Consider the following 17,696-nt stretch of genomic DNA (forward strand, 5'->3'; position numbering starts at 1 on the left):
ATGGCCCGCCCACCTCACTTGGCGAGGTGGGCGGGCCACCCGGCCCCCTCGGCCCTTCGACACCGGGCCGCGCGGCCCCCGTTCCCCGGCGCTCACCGGGACGCACGGCCGCTCCCTCGACATCCCACCGGCAGGAGCGCCCTCCTGCCCCTCGACCTGCGCCGCTTCCTGCGGGCAGGCGCGCTGACCGTCGGCGCCACCGCGCTCTCTCGGGTCGTGTACGTCGCTGGAGAACGCCGGCCCTCTGCTCGAACTGCCGTCCCTGGAGCGGGTCGGACCGCCCGTCACGATGCGGGACCGCGCGTACTTCGGCGACCCCCGACGCGATCATGACGGACCTTCAGGCACGTGGGGTGACCGTCTGCCGACTGATGGTTCGGACGCACCGGGCCGTGGACCCGCGTCGTGACGGCCGGCACCGAACCAACAGCGGGTCCGGCCCGGCCGGCGGTGCAGCCTTTTGCCCCGAGCACGCCACGCGAACCGTGACGTCGAGGGGCGTCGGACGTTGACCACGTCATGAAGAAGCGAAGCATGGCCGCTGTTGCCTCCCTTGTCACCGGTGTCGTGGCATCCCTGCTCACCCCGTCGCCCCAGGCGCACGCCGACACACAGGAAGGCCCGTTGGGCCTCCCGGTCTCCGTTCCGATCGTTGCCGACGGTTCGCTCGACGGCGCCGAGGATCTCCTCGCGAACGAGTGACCGGCTCCGCGCGTCGGCGCACGGAGTAAGAGGGGTGGACCCCCGCATAGAGGCGGATATCCCCTCGCGGGTCGGACGGCGGTGCCGCGAAAGGCTCTTACTGGCTGGTAGAGATCTATGCGACGCAGGTCACACCCCTCTACCGTCGGGGCACCGCTCCGGGACCACCACAGGCCGGTGAGCCGCCGACCGGGACCGGGCGACAGGTCTTCTCCCGCCCCAGGAGGTTCCATGCCCCCCACACCCCGCCGCTCCCGACGCAAACTCCCGATCGTGGCGCTCGCCGCGACCCTGGGAGCGGTCACTCTCGGCGCCCCCTCGCCCGCCTCGGGTGCCGCACTCGACGGGGAGTACCTCGTCGGCCGCGGCATCTCCGACGTCACCGGCGAGGCCGCCGAGACCGGGATGATGGGCTATTCGAGTTTCGACCAGAAGACGTCCGGCATCCATCAGCGGCAGCGGTCCCGCGCCTTCGTCGTCGTGGACCGGGCGAGCGGCAAACGCGTGGTGTACGTCAACGCCGATCTCGCCATGATCTTCCAGTCCGTCCAACAGGGCGTCATGGCCCGCCTCAAGGAGCGCTACGGGAGCCTGTACGGCGACGAGAACGTGCTCCTGTCGGCCACCCACACGCACTCCGGGCCCGGCGGCTACTCCCACCATGTCGCCTACAACCTCTCCGTCCTCGGCTTCCAGAGCGGCACCTACCGCGCCATCGTCGACGGCATCGTCGACTCGGTCGCCAAGGCGCACGACGATCTGAAGCCGGGCACGATCAGTCTCGGCACCGGCACCCTCACCAATGCCAGCGTGAACCGCTCCCGCACCGCCTTCGAGCGCAACCCCGCCTACGACCGGGCCGCGTTCCCCGGTGGCATCGACCCGGCCATGACCGTGCTGCGTTTCCGTCAGGGTGACAAGGACGCGGGCGCGATCAGCTGGTTCGCCACCCACAACACGTCGATCACCAACAAGAACACGCTCATCAGCCCCGACAACAAGGGGTATGCGGCCTACACCTGGGAGCACGACCACGAGGGCGTCCGCTACCTCGACAACTCCCCGGGTTTCGTCGCCGCCTTCCCCAACACGAACGCCGGCGACATGTCGCCGAACCTCAATCTGAAGCCCGGCTCGGGGCCCACCGAGGACGAGTTCGAGAACGCACGCATCCTGGGTGAGCGCCAGTTCGACAAGGCCAGCGAGGTCTACCGGAACGCCAAGCCGGTCAGCGGCGGTGTCGACTCACGGCTGACGTACGTCGACATGGAGAACGTCACCGTGAGCGGCGCCTACACCCCGGACCAGCAGGAGCACCGCACCTGCCCGGCCGTCGTGGGGGCGTCCACGCTCGCCGGCAGTGTCGAGGACGGGCCGGCGATCCCCGGCTTCACCGAGGGCATGCGGACCCCGGTCGCCGCCATCATCGACGCGCTGCACATCGACACGCCCTCGTGGCTCGCGGCCTGCCAGTACCCGAAGGCGAGCCTGGTCCCCACCGGACTGCTGAGCAACGTCCATCCGGTCACTCCGAAGATCATGCCGCTGCAGATCATGAAGATCGGCGAGCTCTACCTCGTCGCGGGCCCGGGAGAGTTCACCATCACCTCCGGTCTGCGCGTCCGCCGCACCGTGGCCGCGCAGCTCGGTGTGCCGCTCGACCGAGTTCTGCTTCAGGGGTACGCCAACGCCTACAGCCAGTACGTGACGACGCCGGAGGAGTACGACGCCCAGCAGTACGAGGGCGGTTCCACGCTGTACGGGCGCTACACCCTGCCCGCGTACCAGCAGGAGTTCGCCCGGGTGGCGGCGTCCCTGCGCGCGGGTACCCCGCTGGACCGCGGCACGGCGCCGCCGGACGAGTCGGCCCGGCAGTTCAACTTCCAGACCGGCGTCGTGTACGACAACCCGCCTCCGAACAGTTCGTTCGGGTCGGTCCTCACCCCGCCTGCCGCGTCGTACAGCCGTGGTCAGACGGTGACCGTCGACTTCGCCACCGGGCACCCGAAGAACAATCTGCGGCGGGCCGGCACCTTCCTGGAGGTGCAGCGGCTCGTCGACGGGCAGTGGGTGCGCACCCTGGACGACGGCGACTGGGAGACGAAGTACCGCTGGACGCGGATCAATGGTCTGACCGGCACGTCGAAGGCCACGATCACCTGGTCCGTCGGTGCGGGCGCCGCCCCCGGCACGTATCGCATCGTGCACTTCGGCGACTCGAAGAACCTGCTCGGCAGGATCACGCCGTTCACCGGGGTGTCGCCGGCCTTCACGGTGGGCTGACGTCCTGAGCGAGGCGGTGTGCTGACACCTCGAACCCGGCGGTGTGCGGGCCGTGCATGTGCGCGGCCCGTACACCGGCACCGGCCGGTCACTGCTCCCGCATGCCCCAGGGCGAGCCGTACTCCGTCAGCAGGTCCAGGAAGGGCCTGGCCGGCAGCGCCTCGGGACCGAGGATCCCGCTGCCCGACCAGGTGCCGGACGCGAGCAGTTCGAGGGCCACCACGGGGTTGATGGCGGTCTGCCACACGACCGCCTGTGAGCCGTACTCCCGCATGGACCACTGGTTGTCGACCACGTGGTACAGGTAGACCTCGCGCGGGCGGCCGTCCTTGGTGCCCTTGACCCAGGTGCCGGCGCAGGTCTTGCCGTGCATCCGCTCCCCCAGCGTCGCCGGGTCGGGCAGGCAGGCCGCGACCACGTCCCGCGGGGAGACCTGCACGGTCCCCGATCCGTCCGCCGCGGGCACCGGCACGGGGTCGGTCCGGTCGAGGCCCAGCAGGTGCAGCGTCTGCAGGGTCCGGATGAAGTCCTCGCCGAGGCCGTACTTGAAGGTGACGCGGCGCGCCTCGACCCAGCGCGGCACCAGCAGCACCTCTTCGTGCTCGACGTTCACACACTCCACCGGGCCGATGCCCTCGGGGAAGTCGAAGACCTCGGGCTCGCTGAAGGGGGCGGTGGTGAACCAGCCGCGGTCGGCCTCCCACACGACCGGCGGGTTGAGGCACTCCTCGATGGTCGTCCAGATACTGAAGGACGGGGCGAAGTCGTAGCCGTCGACGGTGAGATCGGCTCCGTCACGGATGCCGATCTCCTCGATCTCGTCGAAGAGTTCGTCGGCGGCGTGCCGGGCGAACACATCGGACAGACCCGGTTCGACGCCGATCCCGACGAGGGCGAGGGCGCCCGCCTTCTCCCAGTCCCCGGCCCGCTCGAACTGACTGTCGCCGAGCTTGACCCCGCACAGTTCGTGGGGGCGCTCCGGGTGCGGGCGGGACAGGGACATGGCCATGTCCAGGTAGTTCGCCCCGGCGGACAGGGCCGCCTGGAAGAGCGGCATGACGAAACGCGGGTCGGTGGCGTTGAGCAGCACGTCGCAGTTCTCGCGCCGGAGCAGGGCGGCAACGGCGGCCTCGTCGCCCGCGTCGATCCGCTCGGCGCTGAAGCGCTGGTCGGGTGCGAGGGCCGCCACGGCGGACTCGGCCCGCGTGAGGTCGTAGTCGGCGACGACCATGTGGTCGAAGAAGGAGCGGCGGGCCGCGATCCGGGTGATGGCGGTACCGACCCCGCCGGCCCCCACGAGCAGTACACGCATGGCAGATCTCCGTTCCAGGCACAGCCTGCGGGGCGCCGCTCCAGATTGCGGCGCCTGTCCTCATTCGATCCAACGCGTGCGCCACTATTCACGTCAATGGTGTTGGCATAAGGTCGACACGCCAGGACGCGGCCGCTTCGGGAGCCGTGGCCGGCTCGTGGCGAAGGAGCGCGCTGTGGCCAAGCCCGTCGTGCCGGAAGAGGCCCGGCGACGGCGCCGACCGACGAAGAACGGCGCGGTGCTGTCCGAGCAGGTGATCATCGAGACGGCGCTGCGCATGCTGCGCGAGCACGGCGGCGCGGGCCTCACCGTCCGTCGTCTGGGGATCGCGCTCGGCGCGGATCCGAGCACGCTGTACCGCTACTTCCGCGGCATCGACGATCTGACCCTGGCCATCGGGGACGTACTCGTGGGGCGGGCCGTGACGGGCTGGAAGTCCACCGGGGACTGGCGGTCGGACCTGCGGGACCTGGGGCTGCGGATCCATTCCGCGTACCTCGGACATCCGCAGGCCGCGGTGCTGACCGCGAGCCGGGTGAGCGGCAGGGCGCACGAGGTGGCCGCCGACGAGACGATCCTGGGGGTGCTGCGCACGGCCGGTTTCCCGGACGCGGTCGCCGTGCGGATCTATCACGCCTTCATCGACCAGGCTCTGGCGTTCTCGGCACTCGACGCGGCCTCACTGGCGCTGCCGGCGGCCGCCCGGGAGTCGGACGAGGAGGTCTGGCAGGCCACGTACGCGAGGCTGCCCGCCGCCACGCACCCCCATATCGCGGCAACCGCGCACCTGCTGGTCGCCCGGATGAACGACAGCGCATACCCCGCTGCCCTGGAGATGCTGCTCGACAGCGCGGCGGCCCAGCTGGGCCGTGCCGGAGTCCCGGGCTCCTGACGGGCATGCGCGGAGCACGTGACCGAGGAGTGATCACATGACGAGCGCCGGCGGCTCCGGTCCCGGCCGCACACGGCAGGGACCGGCACCCCTCGACGCCCTGCTCGGATACCGGATCAGTGCCCGTGCCCGCGGCTTCCACCGGTCCCGGCATGCCCGTCCGTCTCGGCCGGCGAGGATTCCCGGGCCGCGGTGTCCCCGCCCGCCCCGGACTCGACCGTGAAGGCGGCGGTACGGACGGTGCCGTTGTGCCGGAAGTCGAGGAAGAGGCGGTAGGTGCCCGAGCTGGGAGCGGTGGTGGTGAACGAGATGCCCGGCCCGGGCGGGGTCCTGCCGTCGCCGGGCTCGCCGTTCGGGTGGACGTGGAGATGGGCGAGGTCCCCGGAGCGCAGGGCGACGAGGTGGCCGTAGGCGCCGAGGTAGGGCTGGAGATCGGTGACCGACCGGCCGTCGCGTGCGACGTTCTGGGTGAGCCGGCCGGGCTTGCCGGGCGGGAGGGTGCCGTCCAGGGTGACGGTGTAGCCGTCGACGGTCACCGTCCGCGAGGGCACCGGCATTTCCGCGGCCTTGAAGGGACCGGCGACCGGCAGATCGGCGCCGAGGGTGAGGTTCTTCCCGCCCTTCACGCCGGGGGTGAAGTCGGCGAACACCCGGTAGGACCCCGCGGCGGGGAGCGTGACCGGGGTGGACCACGTGCCGTCGGCGGCCCGCGACGGGTGCAGGTGCTGGTAGGTGACCAGGTCGCGTGAGGCAAGGACGAGATGCAGTTCCTTGTCGTGCTCCCGCTGGAAGGCGGTGACCTGACGGCCGTGCCGGTCGCGGATGGCGAAGCGCAGTTCGCCCTCCTCCCCGGCACGCACGCCGGCCGTCTTCAGGTCGAGGGTGTAGCCCCCTTCGGAGATCTGGAGTCCTCCCGGGGCGGTGTCGGCCGAGCCGCCGCCGGGAGCCGGCGAGGCGCCCCCGTCGTGGCGGGAGTGAGCGGCGGGCGCGGGCTCGGAGGTGACGGGGCCGACGGCGCTGCCGAGGCCGTAGGCGGCCCCGAAGAAGGCCACGAGGGCGGCGCCGAACCCGGTGATCTTCACGACGGTATTCATGACGGTCCTTCCTGGGGGAGCCCCCGGCTGGGGCTGCCATCGCCGAGCGTATACCCCATGGGGGTATAGGCAGAGGCCGTGGAGCCGTTTGCCAAAAATACGGGGCGGGGGTATACCTGAAGACCTTCAGGGTACCCCTAGGGGGTATGGGACGCATGTTCAGAAGGAGTCCATGTCCCGCCGCCGGGCCACCCGGCGCCCCTGCCGGACGAGCCCACGGGTCCGGCGCCCCGCCCCGTGCACCCACAGTCCGAGGAGCAGTGATGACCACCACGGTCACCGAAACCGCCGAGGTCGAACTCGCCATCGGCGGGATGACCTGCGCCTCGTGCGCCGCCCGTATCGAGAAGAAGCTCAACCGCATGGACGGTGTCCGGGCCACGGTCAACTACGCCACCGAGAAGGCCAAGGTCGTCTACGGCGGCGACCTGGACGTCACGGATCTGATCGCCACCGTCGAGGCCACCGGATACACGGCCACCGAGCCGGCCCCGCCGCGCACCTCACCCGGGACCGGCGACGACGACGCACCGGCGGAGCCCGACGAGCTGCGGACGCTGCGGCAGCGACTCGTCACCGCCGTCGTGCTCGCCGTGCCGGTCATCGCGATGGCGATGATCCCCGCACTGCAGATCGAGTACTGGCAGTGGCTCTCCCTCACCCTCGCCGCCCCCGTCGTCACCTATGCCGCCTGGCCCTTTCACCGGGCCGCGTTCACGAATGCCCGCCACGGCGCTGCCACCATGGACACGCTGATCTCCGTCGGCACCTCCGCCGCCTTCCTGTGGTCCCTGTGGGCCCTGTTCTTCGGCACCGCCGGCACACCGGGGATGACCCACCCCTTCGAACTCACCATCGGCCGCAGCGACGGCGCCGGGAACATCTACCTCGAAGCGGCGGCGGGCGTCACGGCGTTCATCCTCGCCGGCCGCTATTTCGAGGCACGTTCCAAGCGCACGGCAAGTGCCGCGCTGAGGGCACTCATGGAGCTGGGGGCGAAGGATGTCAACGTGCTGCGCGGCGGACGTGAGGAGACCGTCCCCGTCTCCGAGCTGACGGTCGGCGACCGCTTCCTCGTCCGGCCCGGGGAGAAGATCGCCACGGACGGCACCGTCGTGGAGGGCTCCTCGGCGATCGACGCGTCGATGCTCACCGGCGAGTCCGTGCCCGTGGATGTCACCTCCGGTGATGTCGTCACCGGCGCCACGCTGAACACCTCGGGCCGTCTCGTCGTGGAGGCCACCCGCGTCGGCGGCGACACCCAACTGGCAAGAATGGCACGGCTGGTGGAGGACGCCCAGAACGGCAAGGCGGCCGCCCAGCGCCTCGCCGACCGGATCTCCGCGGTCTTCGTCCCCGTGGTGATCGCCCTCGCGCTCGGCACGCTCGGATTCTGGCTCGGCAACGGCGCGGGGCTGACCACCGCGTTCACCGCGGCCGTCGCCGTACTGATCATCGCCTGCCCCTGCGCCCTGGGGCTCGCCACACCGACCGCGCTCATGGTCGGCACCGGCCGCGGCGCGCAGCTCGGCATCCTCATCAAGGGCCCCGAGGTCCTGGAGACGACCCGCACCGTCGACACCGTCGTCCTCGACAAGACCGGCACAGTGACCACCGGCACGATGACACTGCTCGCCGTGCATCTAGCCGAGGGCGCGGACGAGACCGAGGTGCTGCGACGGGCCGGCGCGCTCGAGCACGCCTCCGAACACCCCGTCGCCCGGGCCGTCGCCGCGGGAGCGGCCGGCCGGGTCGGCGTCCTGCCGGCGCCGGAGGACTTCGTGAACATCCCCGGGCTGGGCGTCCAGGGCATCGTGGAGGGCCACGCGGTCCTGGTCGGCCGCGAGAAGCTGCTGCGGGAGTGGGCGATCGAGCTGCCCGCGCGGCTCGCCCGTGCCACCCGCGACGCCGAGAGCGCCGGGCGGACGGTGATCGCGGTCGCCTGGGACGGGGAGGCACGCGCGGTCCTGGAAATCGCCGACGCCGTCAAGGACACCAGCGCCGAAGCCGTACGACGGCTGCGCGGTCTCGGGCTGACGCCGATTCTGCTCACCGGCGACAACGCGGCGGTCGCCCGTGCCGTCGCGGCCGAGGTCGGCATCGACGAAGTGATCGCCGACGTCATGCCCGAGGACAAGGCCGAGGCCGTCAAGAGGCTTCAGGCCGGGGGCCGTTCCGTGGCCATGGTCGGTGACGGGGTCAACGACGCCGCCGCCCTCGCCCAGGCCGACCTCGGACTCGCGATGGGCACCGGTACCGACGCCGCCATCGAAGCGGGCGACCTCACCCTGGTACGAGGTGATCTGCGAGCCGCGGCGGACGCGATCAGGCTGTCCCGCAGGACACTCGGCACCATCAGGTCCAACCTGTTCTGGGCGTTCGCCTACAACGTCGCGGCCCTGCCGCTCGCCGCCGCCGGGCTGCTCAACCCGATGATCGCGGGCGCGGCGATGGCCTTCTCCTCCGTCTTCGTCGTCGGCAACAGCCTGCGGCTGCGCAACTTCCGGGCCACCGGGTGACATCGGCCCGCGAGGAGTCGCCGTCGTACCCGATCCCCCCCATACCCCCTGCCCGTATAAGCTCGCGCCGACTGCCCCTGCGCAGCGGAGAGTTCGCCTCGACCACCTCCCCGGACCTGCCGGGGATGCCCCGACATGTCGCGTCCGCACCGGCGCACGGCGGCCCGTGCGCCGGCCGCGGCGACGGCGAGGCGAGCGCGGGAGGGACTGTCTGATGGCGGGCGCGGACTGGCTTCCGGTGCTCCTGGTGCTCGTCTTCTCCTCCCTGCGGTGGATCGTCCCCGCTCTCAGCGGCGGTGCCCGTCGGACGCCCGGGGGTGGCCCGCAGGCGCACGACGAGGGAAGCCGCACGGCCCGCACGGTGACCTGCACCGCGGCCGCCGCCTCGCTCGTCCTGGGAGTGACCGGCGGGCCCGTGCCGGCCGTGCTGAACGGCCCGCTCAGCCGGTGAGGGCGAACCGGCTCCGCACCCCGGATCGTTCGGCACGGGCCGTGCCCGGCGCGCGGGGTGTCAGGCTGCCACCGACTCACGTGCGCCTTCCTCGGCAAGCGCGATCGGGCACGCCTCACCGATGTGACCGGCCGCGGTACGCCAGGCAGCCGTCACCGCCTCGCGCACCCGCGCCGACGCCGACGACGGGTCCCCCGTGAGCCGCAGGGGCGCTCCGACGTGGACGTGCAGGGCGGGCCGTCGTACGGGAGCGGTGACCAGTCCGGCGAGCTGCTTCGCCCAGGTGCCGGACGAGAGCCGCCGGGCCCCCACCTGGCCGAGCGGTGAGACCGGCGCTCCGGTGTGCTGCGCGAGCCGGGCAACGCCCGTGCGGAACGCGGCGGGCGGTGCTTCGCCGGAGCCCTTGCGGGGCGGGATGCCGCCCTCGCCGTAGATGAGGACGATCCTGCCCTCCGCGAGGGCGCTCGCGGCACCGGCCAGGGCGTCGGACGCCCGCGGGCCGTTGCGGTGCACCGGGACGAAGCCCTCGCGGGTGAGCGCCCGGCCGAGCCCGGGAATGCGCCAGAGCCCGGCGGTCGCCAGCACGACGGGCTCGACGCCGAGGCGGTGCAGCGCGGCGAGCACCACGGCCGGGTCGGCGAGGGAGGTGTGGTTCGCGACGACGACGCTCCCGGGCACGAGCCGGGTCTCCGGGTCCGTCGTCACGGTGAGACGGCCGAATGCGGGCAGCACGGTCCCGGCGATACGGCTGAGCATGGGCGGACCTCCACAGGTGCGACGACGGGAAGAGGTCCTCATCGTCGGCCGCGGAGGCCGGCGGGCGCCTGAGCGCTGCTACTCATCTCCGGCTGGGTCCTCCCCGGCCGGTCGTGGGGAGGAACGGCGAAGGCCCCGGTGTCACGGTCGGCTGACCATGACACCGGGGCCGTGCTCGATTCACGTCCCCGCCTCGGCGGATCCTCAGCCGCGGCGGGCGGCGGCACCGCTTCCGTAGCGGCGCTCGAAGCGCTGTACGCGACCGGCGGTGTCCATCACGCGCGAGGTGCCCGTGTAGAACGGGTGGCTCGCCGAGGAGGTCTCCACGTCGATCACGGGATACGTGTTGCCGTCCTCCCACTGGATCGTGCGTGCCGAGTCGGCGGTCGTCCGTGTCAGGAACGCGACGTCGGCGGCACGGTCACGGAAGACGACCGGACGGGATTCGGGGTGGATACGAGGCTTCATGCGGTGTCCTTCCTGCTGCCGTCCGCCGACCGGAGAACCCGGCGGAATGCGTGGTTCAGCGCTCCTCGCGGAACAGGACGTGCTCTCCCGCTGCCGCGTCGAACTTGCGCAGCACGAGGCGGTCGGGATCGTTGAGGCGGTTCTTGCGCGTCACATACGTGGTGCCGGTGCCGGCCGACGACCGGAGCGTGACGACGGGGCGTGCGGTACTGCGGGCCATGAATCCTCCTAGCGCGGAACATCCACCTGAGCTTGTCTCGCTCATGTCAATGTCTGCTAGCTTCAACGGCGGGCCGCCCCGGGATATTCCCCCGGACGAACCCGCCGGTGGGTCAGCCCTGGCGAGCCTTGAAGCGCGGGTCCTTCTTGTTGATGACGAAGGTGACACCCCTCCGTCGGACCACCTGCGCTCCCGGCTTCGACTTCAGGGAACGTAGAGACTTGCGAACCTTCACGGCGGTTCCACCTTCCGTCGGGCTCCAGGCCGGAAAGCCTGTGCGGATGCCACAACCGGGAAGGCGGCGCCTCTATTCCGCCGGGAGCCGCCGTGGCTCCCGGGCAGCACTGCCGCGCGGAGGTGCTGAGTCGCCGCCGTGCGGAGATACTGCTCCGGTGAGCGGGACAGCGGACGACTCCGACCTCTCGGGTCAGACGACCGATGCCGGTGAGGTCAACAAGCCCCTGCGGGACTTCCTCCGTACGGAGACGGGCAGTGCCGCCGTGCTGCTCGCCGCCGTGGTGGCCGCCCTCGTCTGGGCGAACGTCGATCTGCACGCCTACGAGATGGTGTGGGCCACCGAACTGTCCTTCCGGATCGGCTCGTACGGTCTCTCGCTGGATCTCCACGAATGGATCAACAGCGGGCTCATGACGTTCTTCTTCCTCGTCGTGGGCCTGGAGGCACGGCGCGAGTTCGACGTGGGTGAACTGCGCGACCGGCGCTGGGTGTTGCTGTCCCTCTTCGCCGGCGTGAGCGGCATGATCGTGCCGGTTCTCATCTATGTGGCGATCAACAGCGGCCGTGATTCCGTGCACGGCTGGGGTGCCGCGATGTCCACGGACACCGCCTTCGCACTCGGCATCCTCGCGATCCTCGGCTCGCGGCTCCCGGCGTCGCTGCGGGCCTTCATCCTGTCCGTCGCCGTGGTCGACGATGTGATCGCGCTGCTGGTCATCGCCGTCTTCTACAGCGACACCATCCACCTGCCGGCGCTCGCCGTGGCCGCCGGCGCGATGGCCCTGATCCTCGTGGTCCGCTTCGCGGGCGTCGGACGCGGTCCGCTGTACGGCGTGCTCGCCGTCGTCGTCTGGGTGGCGCTCCTGGAGGCGGGCATCGATCCCGTGGTCACCGGGCTCGCGGTGGGGGCGCTCGCCGTCGCCTACCCGGCCGCGCGCAGCGATCTGGAGGCCGCCAGCGGGCTGTTCCGCCGCTTCCGTGAACAGCCGACACCGGAACTCGAACGGTCCGTACGGCGGGGCCTGGCCTCGGCCGTCTCGGTGAACGAGCGCCTGGTGCAGATGTACCACCCCTGGACCAGCTATGTGATCGTGCCGCTGTTCGCCCTGGCCAATGCCGGTATCCCGGTGGGCCCGAGCGAGCTGGCACGCGCCTTCACCTCCCCCGTGACCCTCGGCATCCTGGCCGCGTACGTGGTCGGCAAGGTGGTGGGCGTCCTCGGCGCCACGGCGCTGGTCACCCGCATCACCCGCCGCCGGCTGCGCCCGCCGGTGGGCTGGGGCTCGGTCGCCGCAGCGGGCAGCATCGCGGGAGCCGGCTTCACGGTCTCCCTGCTGATCGCCGTGCTGGCCTTCGAGGGCGAGGAGCTCGACAACGCCAAGATCGGCATCCTCGCCACGCTGATCGGCGCTCTCGTCGTCAGCTGGTCGATCACCTGGGTGATCGGGCTGCTGCCCGCACATCGCCGCGCCCGCGCCCTGCTCGGCACCACCGAACCCCTCACGGACCTCACCGTCCCCGTCGACGAGGAACGCGACAGGATGCGCGGCCCGCGGGAGGCGCCGGTGACCCTCGTCGAGTACGGCGACTTCGAGTGCCCCTACTGCGGCCAGGCGGAACCGGTCGTACGGGATCTGCTCGCGGAGGACGGGGACGTCCGCTACGTGTTCCGCCACCTGCCCCTCACCGATGTGCACCCCAACGCCCAGCTCGCCGCCGAAGCGGTGGAAGCCGCTGCCGATCAGGGGGCGTTCTGGGAGATGCACGACCTGCTGATGGAGCGGCAGGACGCCCTGCGACCCGCCGATCTGGTGCGCTACGCCTCGGAACTGGGGCTGGACGTGGACGCCTTCCGCCATCACGTCAAACGTCGTCGTGGAGCCGGGCGGATCGCCGATGACGTGGAGTCCGCCGATCTGAGCGGTGTGACCGGCACTCCCACGTTCTTCGTCAACGGGCGCCGTCATCAAGGGGCGTACGACATCGCCGGCCTGATGGAGGCCGTCGAACTGGCCCGCCAGCGCTCCCTGCTCACCCCGCCCGCCTGAACACCTGTCTGATCCTGGCGGCCTGATCCCGCACTCCGTCCGAGGGCCCGCAGAACGACCGGTGACCGGGCCGTGAGCGGGTACTCGACAGGCCGGAGCCGCAATCGGTGCAGAGAGGGCAGACCATGACCGACACCTCGTTGAGGGCCGTGGGGTGGGCCCAGTCCTTCCCCGTGTCCGACGGCGTACGGGCAGGACGCGAGTGGGCGCGGGAACATCTGGAAGCCCTCGGCTGGACCGCGCGGGCGCCGGAGACGGTGGACGCGGTCCTGCTCACGGTCTCCGAGCTGGTCACCAACGCGCATGTGCACGCCCACAGCGACGCCCAGCTGATCCTGACCTGGGACAGCGAATGCCTGCACGTCAGCGTGCACGACTCGGACACCGGGATCCCCACGCCCCGCGAACCCGACTTCACCAGGCCCTCAGGACGCGGGCTCGTACTCATCGACGCTCTCGCCGATCACTGGGAGACCCGGCCTCAGCCGGGTGGCAAGACCATCACGGCCTGCTTCACCCCGGGTGCCGAGCCGTCGCCGCACCCCGCTCACTGACGCCTCTCACGGATCGACAGGTCCTGCGGGTCGGCAGGTCTCACGGACGAGCCGGTCTCGCAGGACGACGGCTCACTGGTCGGTGAGCAGGCCGGAACGCAGTTTGCCCAGCGTGCGGGCCAGCAGCCGGGAGACGTGCATCTGGGAGATGCCCAGCTCCTCACCGATCTGCGCCTGGGTCATCTCGCCGCCGAAGCGCATGTCGATGATGGTCCGCTCGCGGTCGTCCAGCCGGTCGAGAAGGGGAGCGAGGGCATGGAGGTCTTCGAAGAGGTCCATCGCAGGATCGGGCTCGCCCATGGTGTCGGCGTAGACACGTCCGCCGTCGCCCGCTTCGTCTTCGCCGACGCCGGGAGTGTCGATGGAACCCGCGGTGTAACCGTTGGCGGCCACCAGCCCTTCGAGGACCTCCTCGTCGCTCAGGTCCAGGTGGGCGGCCAGCTCCTTGACGGTGGGGTCGCGGTCCATACGGGTACAGAGCACCTCCTTGGCCTTGGCCAGGTCGACACGCAGCTCCTGAAGGCGGCGCGGCACATGGACGGCCCAGGTGGTGTCACGGAAGTACCGCTTGATCTCGCCCACGATGTAGGGCACGGCGAACGAGGTGAACTCGACCTCGCGGGACAGCTCGAACCGGTCGATCGCCTTGATCAGCCCGATGGTGCCGACCTGGACGATGTCCTCCATCTCACCGCTGCCGCGATTGCGGAACCGGCGCGCGGCGAAGCGGACCAGGGACAGGTTCATCTCGATCAGCGTGTTCCGGGCGTACTGGTACTCGTGGGTGCCTTCATCCAGGGCCTGGAGGCGGGAGAAGAACAGCCGCGACAGCTCCCGGGCGTCCTTGGGGGCGATCTTGCCCGCGTCGGCGAACCGAGGCAGCCCGCCCGTCGCGTCCGCCACCGCCTGCGGTGCCGACCGGTGGGTCGTACGGGGCGTTCCGCTCACCTGCGTGGATGTCGTCACGACGTCACCTCGGGTTAGGGGCCTTCTAGGCACCTGCCCGGACAGCGCAGCCCTACACCGTTGCCGCCCGACAACTTTTGCACCGGTCGCGACCACGGGACCGGGACCGACCGCATCAGCCCGATGCATCGGTCGTCAGCCGGGCGTGCCCCCGGCCCGGGTCACTCTCAGGCGCGGTGGCTGCCGTAGTACCCGCCGAGCTGCTGGTGATAGCCCAGATCCCCGAGGTGCTTGTCCTTGTCGAACTCGGGAGCGTCCTTGATCTGGGCCTTTGTGCGGTCGACGTGGATCGTCCCGCCCTCGGTGTCGATGCGGGAGACAGTGCCGGCGGGCAGCAGAACCTGCTTGCCGAAGATCCACACGCCCGTGTCGACGACCAGATAGGCGGAGCCGATGTCGTCGGAGTGCTTGTCGACCTTGCCGACGCTTCCGTCCAGCGCCTCGACCTTGTACCCGACCAGGTCGACCCCCGCGACATGCCCTGCCGTCTGCGGGTAACCCCAGATGTGCTCGCTCACGCGCGGCTCCTCGTCTGCGATGGACACCGGCCGCCCGGCCCCTGCACGGAGCCCCGGCCCTGACGGACTCCGAGTTCCCCCGCAGGAGCGGGTCACACACCGCGCAGGACACGCGGCACGGGGCGTAGCACCATGGAGATCCCACCGCGCTCCGACGAGCTGGAGGACTGCCATGGAGACCCAGGCGGCCGGTACCCGCGACACGTCGTCGCTGCTGCGGATCTATCTCAACGACCATCTGGCCGGTGCGACGGGCGGCGTGGAACTGCTGCGGCGGTCGGCGCGATCGCACCGGAACAGCTCGATCGGGGCCGAACTCGCGAGACTGGCCGCCGAGGTGGCGGCCGACCGGGAGACGCTGCTCCGGCTCATGGCGCAGCTCGGTGTGCCGCCGCAGCGGGCCAAGGTCGCCGTGGGGTGGATCGGTGAGAAGGCGGGCCGGCTGAAGTTCAACGGCCGCGTCGCCTCCCGCTCGCCGCTGAGCGACGTCCTGGAGCTGGAGGTCATGCGGCTGGGGGTGGAGGGAAAGGCGTCGTGCTGGCGGACGCTGCGTGCGCTGGCGGACTCCGACAGCCGGCTGGACGCGGGCCTCCTCGACGGGCTCCTCGACCGGGCGAAGGAGCAGGCAGCGGCCCTGGAGGCGATGCGTACGTCCGTCGCCGCCGATGTGCTGGGCGGCGGACGCGGGCGGAACTGACGCGACGGCCGGTCGCGGGCCGCATCTGAGATGCTGGCGCGGTGTCCCAACCATCGTTCGACGCGGGCCCGATAGCGGCCGATCCTCCGCACCGTACGGAGAATCCGCTGCTCACGCAGTCGTGGCTGGACCTGGCCTTTCTGCACTGGGCCGTGGACCCGGCCGATGTGGCACCGCTGCTCCCCACCGGAACCGTGCCCGACACGCTCGGCGGGGTGAGCTACGTGGGCCTCGTCGCCTTCCGTATGCACCGCGTGGGGTGGTTCCGTCTGCCCGGTGTCCCGTATCTCGGGACGTTCCCGGAGACCAATGTGCGGCTCTACTCGGTGGACGAACACGGACGGCGTGGGGTCGTCTTCCGTTCGCTCGACGCCTCACGGTTCATCCCCGTGGCGGTGGCCCGCGCCCTCTTCCGGCTGCCGTACATGTGGTCGAGGATGACCATCCGTCACACGGACGACACGATCACCTACAACAGCGCCCGGCGCTGGCCGGGGCCTCGGGGCGCGCACAGCAGGATCAGCATCCGCATCAGGGGGAGCATCGAGGAGCCGACCGGCCTCGAACACTTCCTCACCGCTCGCTGGGGCATGCACAGCACGTTCTTCGGACGGCAGCTCTACCTGCCCAACACCCACCCCCGGTGGCCGCTGCACCGCGCCGATCTGGTCGAGTGCGACGAGTCCCTGATCACGGCCGCCGGGCTCCGGGCACCCGTGGGTGATCCGGTGAGCGTCCTGTACTCGCCCGGTGTCCCGGTACGGTTCGGCCGCCCCGCACGGCCGGGCGGCATCCCCACCCCCTGACGGCGCCGGTCACGGGTCTTCGCCGTCGGCGGCGAGCACCCTGTTGCGGCGTACGGAGGACAGGAACGACGCCCCGATCAGGACGACGCCGATGAGTCCGGTGATGATCTCGTTGATCTGGTACTGGATGGTGACGAGCAGGATCACGGCGAGGGCGCCGATCGCGTAGTGCGCGCCGTGTTCCAAGTAGACGTAGTCGTCGAGCGTGCCCTGGCGAACCAGGTAGACGGTCAGCGACCGGACGTACATGGCACCGATGCCGAGACCGAGCGCCATCAGCACGATGTCGTTGGTGATGGCGAAGGCGCCGATGACACCGTCGAAGGAGAACGACGCGTCCAGCACCTCCAGGTAGAGGAACATGAAGAACGCGGCCTTGCCCGCCAGGACCACGGCGGACGGATCCTTCCCGCTGCGCCGCGCCTGCTCCTCTGCCTCGTGCTCGCGTTTCTCCTGCTGTTCGAGCCGGTTCTCGAAGAAGCCCGACAGCCCGCCGACGACGAGATACGTCACCAGCCCCGCGACACCCGCGACGAGCACGGTCTCGCCCTTGTCGACGTGAGCGCCGCCGTGCTGATGGGCGTGGGTCGCGAAGGTCGTGGCGCTGAGCAGCAGCACGATCAGGGCGATGCACACCGACAGCATGTCGATCCTGCCCAGCTTGGCCAGCGGGCGTTCGAGCCAGCCGAGCCAGGTGATCTCACGGTCGGCGAAGACGAAGTCGAGGAAGATCATCAGCAGGAACATCCCGCCGAACGCGGCGATCGAGGGATGCGCGTCGGTCACGAGTTCCTGGTAGCGGGGCTTGTCGGTCACGGCGAGGTGCACCGCGTCGAGCGGACTGAGCCGGGCGCTGACGGCGACGATGACGACCGGGAAGATCAGCCGCATACCGAAGACGGCGATCAGCACGCCCACCGTGAGGAAGATCGTCTGCCAGAAGGCGCTCATCTTCTTCAGGATTCCGGCGTTGATCACCGCGTTGTCGAACGACAGCGAGATCTCGAGCACGGTCAGGATCGCCACGACCCCCAGTGCCGCCCACCCGTCGTAGAACACCGCCACCACGAGACCGATGGCGGTGATGCCGAACGACCAGCGAAACGTCTTCCACAGCATCCGCCATCCCCATCAATCGCGTAGGCAGACCGACATGACCCACCATAGGCACCG

At 70.6% G+C, this 17,696-nt stretch carries 18 protein-coding genes; 9 read left to right on the forward strand and 9 right to left on the reverse strand.

All coding sequences use genetic code 11. From position 1 onward, the window contains the following. The first annotated feature begins 534 nt into the window (after positions 1-534). Together ABTX78_RS09215 and ABTX78_RS09220 are read left to right on the forward strand one after the other, a co-directional pair. On the forward strand, positions 535-702 hold the full coding sequence (locus ABTX78_RS09215) for a hypothetical protein (protein ID WP_313942438.1): 168 nt from the start codon (positions 535-537) through the stop codon (positions 700-702). Between the two features lie 231 nt (positions 703-933). Then, positions 934-2,985 carry a neutral/alkaline ceramidase gene (locus tag ABTX78_RS09220; RefSeq protein WP_352206155.1) on the forward strand — a complete coding sequence of 684 codons (2,052 nt, stop codon included), beginning with the start codon at positions 934-936 and terminating at the stop codon, positions 2,983-2,985. Positions 2,986-3,073: 88 nt separating this feature from the next. On the opposite strand, the gene ABTX78_RS09225 is transcribed toward ABTX78_RS09220, so the two are convergent. Continuing rightward, positions 3,074-4,297 carry a saccharopine dehydrogenase family protein gene (locus tag ABTX78_RS09225; protein WP_352206156.1) on the reverse strand — a complete coding sequence of 408 codons (1,224 nt, stop codon included), beginning with the start codon at positions 4,295-4,297 and terminating at the stop codon, positions 3,074-3,076. Positions 4,298-4,472: 175 nt separating this feature from the next. On the opposite strand from ABTX78_RS09225, the gene ABTX78_RS09230 reads away from it, so the two are divergent. Next, the gene (locus ABTX78_RS09230) at positions 4,473-5,189 is read left to right on the forward strand and encodes a TetR/AcrR family transcriptional regulator (protein ID WP_352206157.1); all 717 of its coding nucleotides are present in this window, start codon (positions 4,473-4,475) and stop codon (positions 5,187-5,189) included. Positions 5,190-5,305: 116 nt separating this feature from the next. Here ABTX78_RS09230 and ABTX78_RS09235 read toward each other — a convergent pair whose 3' ends face one another. Next, positions 5,306-6,283 carry a DUF8832 domain-containing protein gene (locus tag ABTX78_RS09235; protein WP_352206158.1) on the reverse strand — a complete coding sequence of 326 codons (978 nt, stop codon included), beginning with the start codon at positions 6,281-6,283 and terminating at the stop codon, positions 5,306-5,308. A gap of 263 nt (positions 6,284-6,546) precedes the next feature. On the opposite strand from ABTX78_RS09235, the gene ABTX78_RS09240 reads away from it, so the two are divergent. After that, positions 6,547-8,802: a heavy metal translocating P-type ATPase gene (locus tag ABTX78_RS09240; protein WP_352206159.1), complete on the forward strand. Its 2,256-nt coding sequence runs from the start codon at positions 6,547-6,549 to the stop codon at positions 8,800-8,802. Positions 8,803-9,016: 214 nt separating this feature from the next. Next, on the forward strand, positions 9,017-9,253 hold the full coding sequence (locus tag ABTX78_RS09245) for a hypothetical protein (RefSeq protein ID WP_352206160.1): 237 nt from the start codon (positions 9,017-9,019) through the stop codon (positions 9,251-9,253). A gap of 60 nt (positions 9,254-9,313) precedes the next feature. Here the strand turns inward: ABTX78_RS09245 and ABTX78_RS09250 are convergent, their stop codons facing one another. The 4 genes from ABTX78_RS09250 to ykgO form a co-directional block, all read right to left on the reverse strand. Next, entirely contained in the window at positions 9,314-10,009 is a 696-nt protein-coding gene (locus ABTX78_RS09250) for a lysophospholipid acyltransferase family protein (RefSeq protein ID WP_352206161.1), read from the reverse strand. Between the two features lie 204 nt (positions 10,010-10,213). Continuing rightward, positions 10,214-10,477, reverse strand: a complete 264-nt coding sequence (locus ABTX78_RS09255) for a type B 50S ribosomal protein L31 (protein WP_352206162.1) — start codon at positions 10,475-10,477, stop codon at positions 10,214-10,216. Positions 10,478-10,532: 55 nt separating this feature from the next. Beyond that, the gene (gene rpmG, locus ABTX78_RS09260; RefSeq protein WP_313942455.1) at positions 10,533-10,697 is read right to left on the reverse strand and encodes a 50S ribosomal protein L33; all 165 of its coding nucleotides are present in this window, start codon (positions 10,695-10,697) and stop codon (positions 10,533-10,535) included. Positions 10,698-10,809: 112 nt separating this feature from the next. Continuing rightward, positions 10,810-10,932, reverse strand: coding sequence for a type B 50S ribosomal protein L36 (ykgO, locus tag ABTX78_RS09265; protein ID WP_028801377.1), 123 nt, complete (start codon positions 10,930-10,932; stop codon positions 10,810-10,812). 157 nt (positions 10,933-11,089) lie between these two features. Between ykgO and ABTX78_RS09270 the strand changes: the two genes are divergently transcribed. Together ABTX78_RS09270 and ABTX78_RS09275 are read left to right on the forward strand one after the other, a co-directional pair. Further along, positions 11,090-12,982: a Na+/H+ antiporter NhaA gene (locus ABTX78_RS09270; protein WP_352206163.1), complete on the forward strand. Its 1,893-nt coding sequence runs from the start codon at positions 11,090-11,092 to the stop codon at positions 12,980-12,982. A 125-nt stretch (positions 12,983-13,107) separates the two neighbouring features. Then, positions 13,108-13,536, forward strand: a complete 429-nt coding sequence (locus ABTX78_RS09275) for an ATP-binding protein (RefSeq protein ID WP_352206164.1) — start codon at positions 13,108-13,110, stop codon at positions 13,534-13,536. Positions 13,537-13,608: 72 nt separating this feature from the next. Here the strand turns inward: ABTX78_RS09275 and ABTX78_RS09280 are convergent, their stop codons facing one another. Continuing rightward, positions 13,609-14,502 carry a SigB/SigF/SigG family RNA polymerase sigma factor gene (locus tag ABTX78_RS09280; protein WP_502993816.1) on the reverse strand — a complete coding sequence of 298 codons (894 nt, stop codon included), beginning with the start codon at positions 14,500-14,502 and terminating at the stop codon, positions 13,609-13,611. Positions 14,503-14,669: 167 nt separating this feature from the next. Then, complete coding sequence (locus ABTX78_RS09285) at positions 14,670-15,020, reverse strand: PRC-barrel domain-containing protein (RefSeq protein ID WP_352206165.1); 351 nt, start codon at positions 15,018-15,020, stop codon at positions 14,670-14,672. A gap of 172 nt (positions 15,021-15,192) precedes the next feature. Between ABTX78_RS09285 and ABTX78_RS09290 the strand changes: the two genes are divergently transcribed. Then, positions 15,193-15,717 (forward strand): hypothetical protein, encoded by a 525-nt coding sequence (locus ABTX78_RS09290; RefSeq protein WP_352206166.1) that lies wholly within the window; start codon positions 15,193-15,195, stop codon positions 15,715-15,717. Between the two features lie 41 nt (positions 15,718-15,758). Further along, positions 15,759-16,523, forward strand: coding sequence for a YqjF family protein (locus ABTX78_RS09295; RefSeq protein ID WP_502993817.1), 765 nt, complete (start codon positions 15,759-15,761; stop codon positions 16,521-16,523). A 9-nt stretch (positions 16,524-16,532) separates the two neighbouring features. Here the strand turns inward: ABTX78_RS09295 and ABTX78_RS09300 are convergent, their stop codons facing one another. Continuing rightward, positions 16,533-17,642, reverse strand: a complete 1,110-nt coding sequence (locus tag ABTX78_RS09300) for a DUF475 domain-containing protein (RefSeq protein WP_352206167.1) — start codon at positions 17,640-17,642, stop codon at positions 16,533-16,535. Positions 17,643-17,696 lie beyond the last annotated feature (54 nt).

This window comes from Streptomyces sp. NPDC096193 (genome assembly GCF_040302905.1).
Lineage (GTDB): Bacteria > Actinomycetota > Actinomycetes > Streptomycetales > Streptomycetaceae > Streptomyces.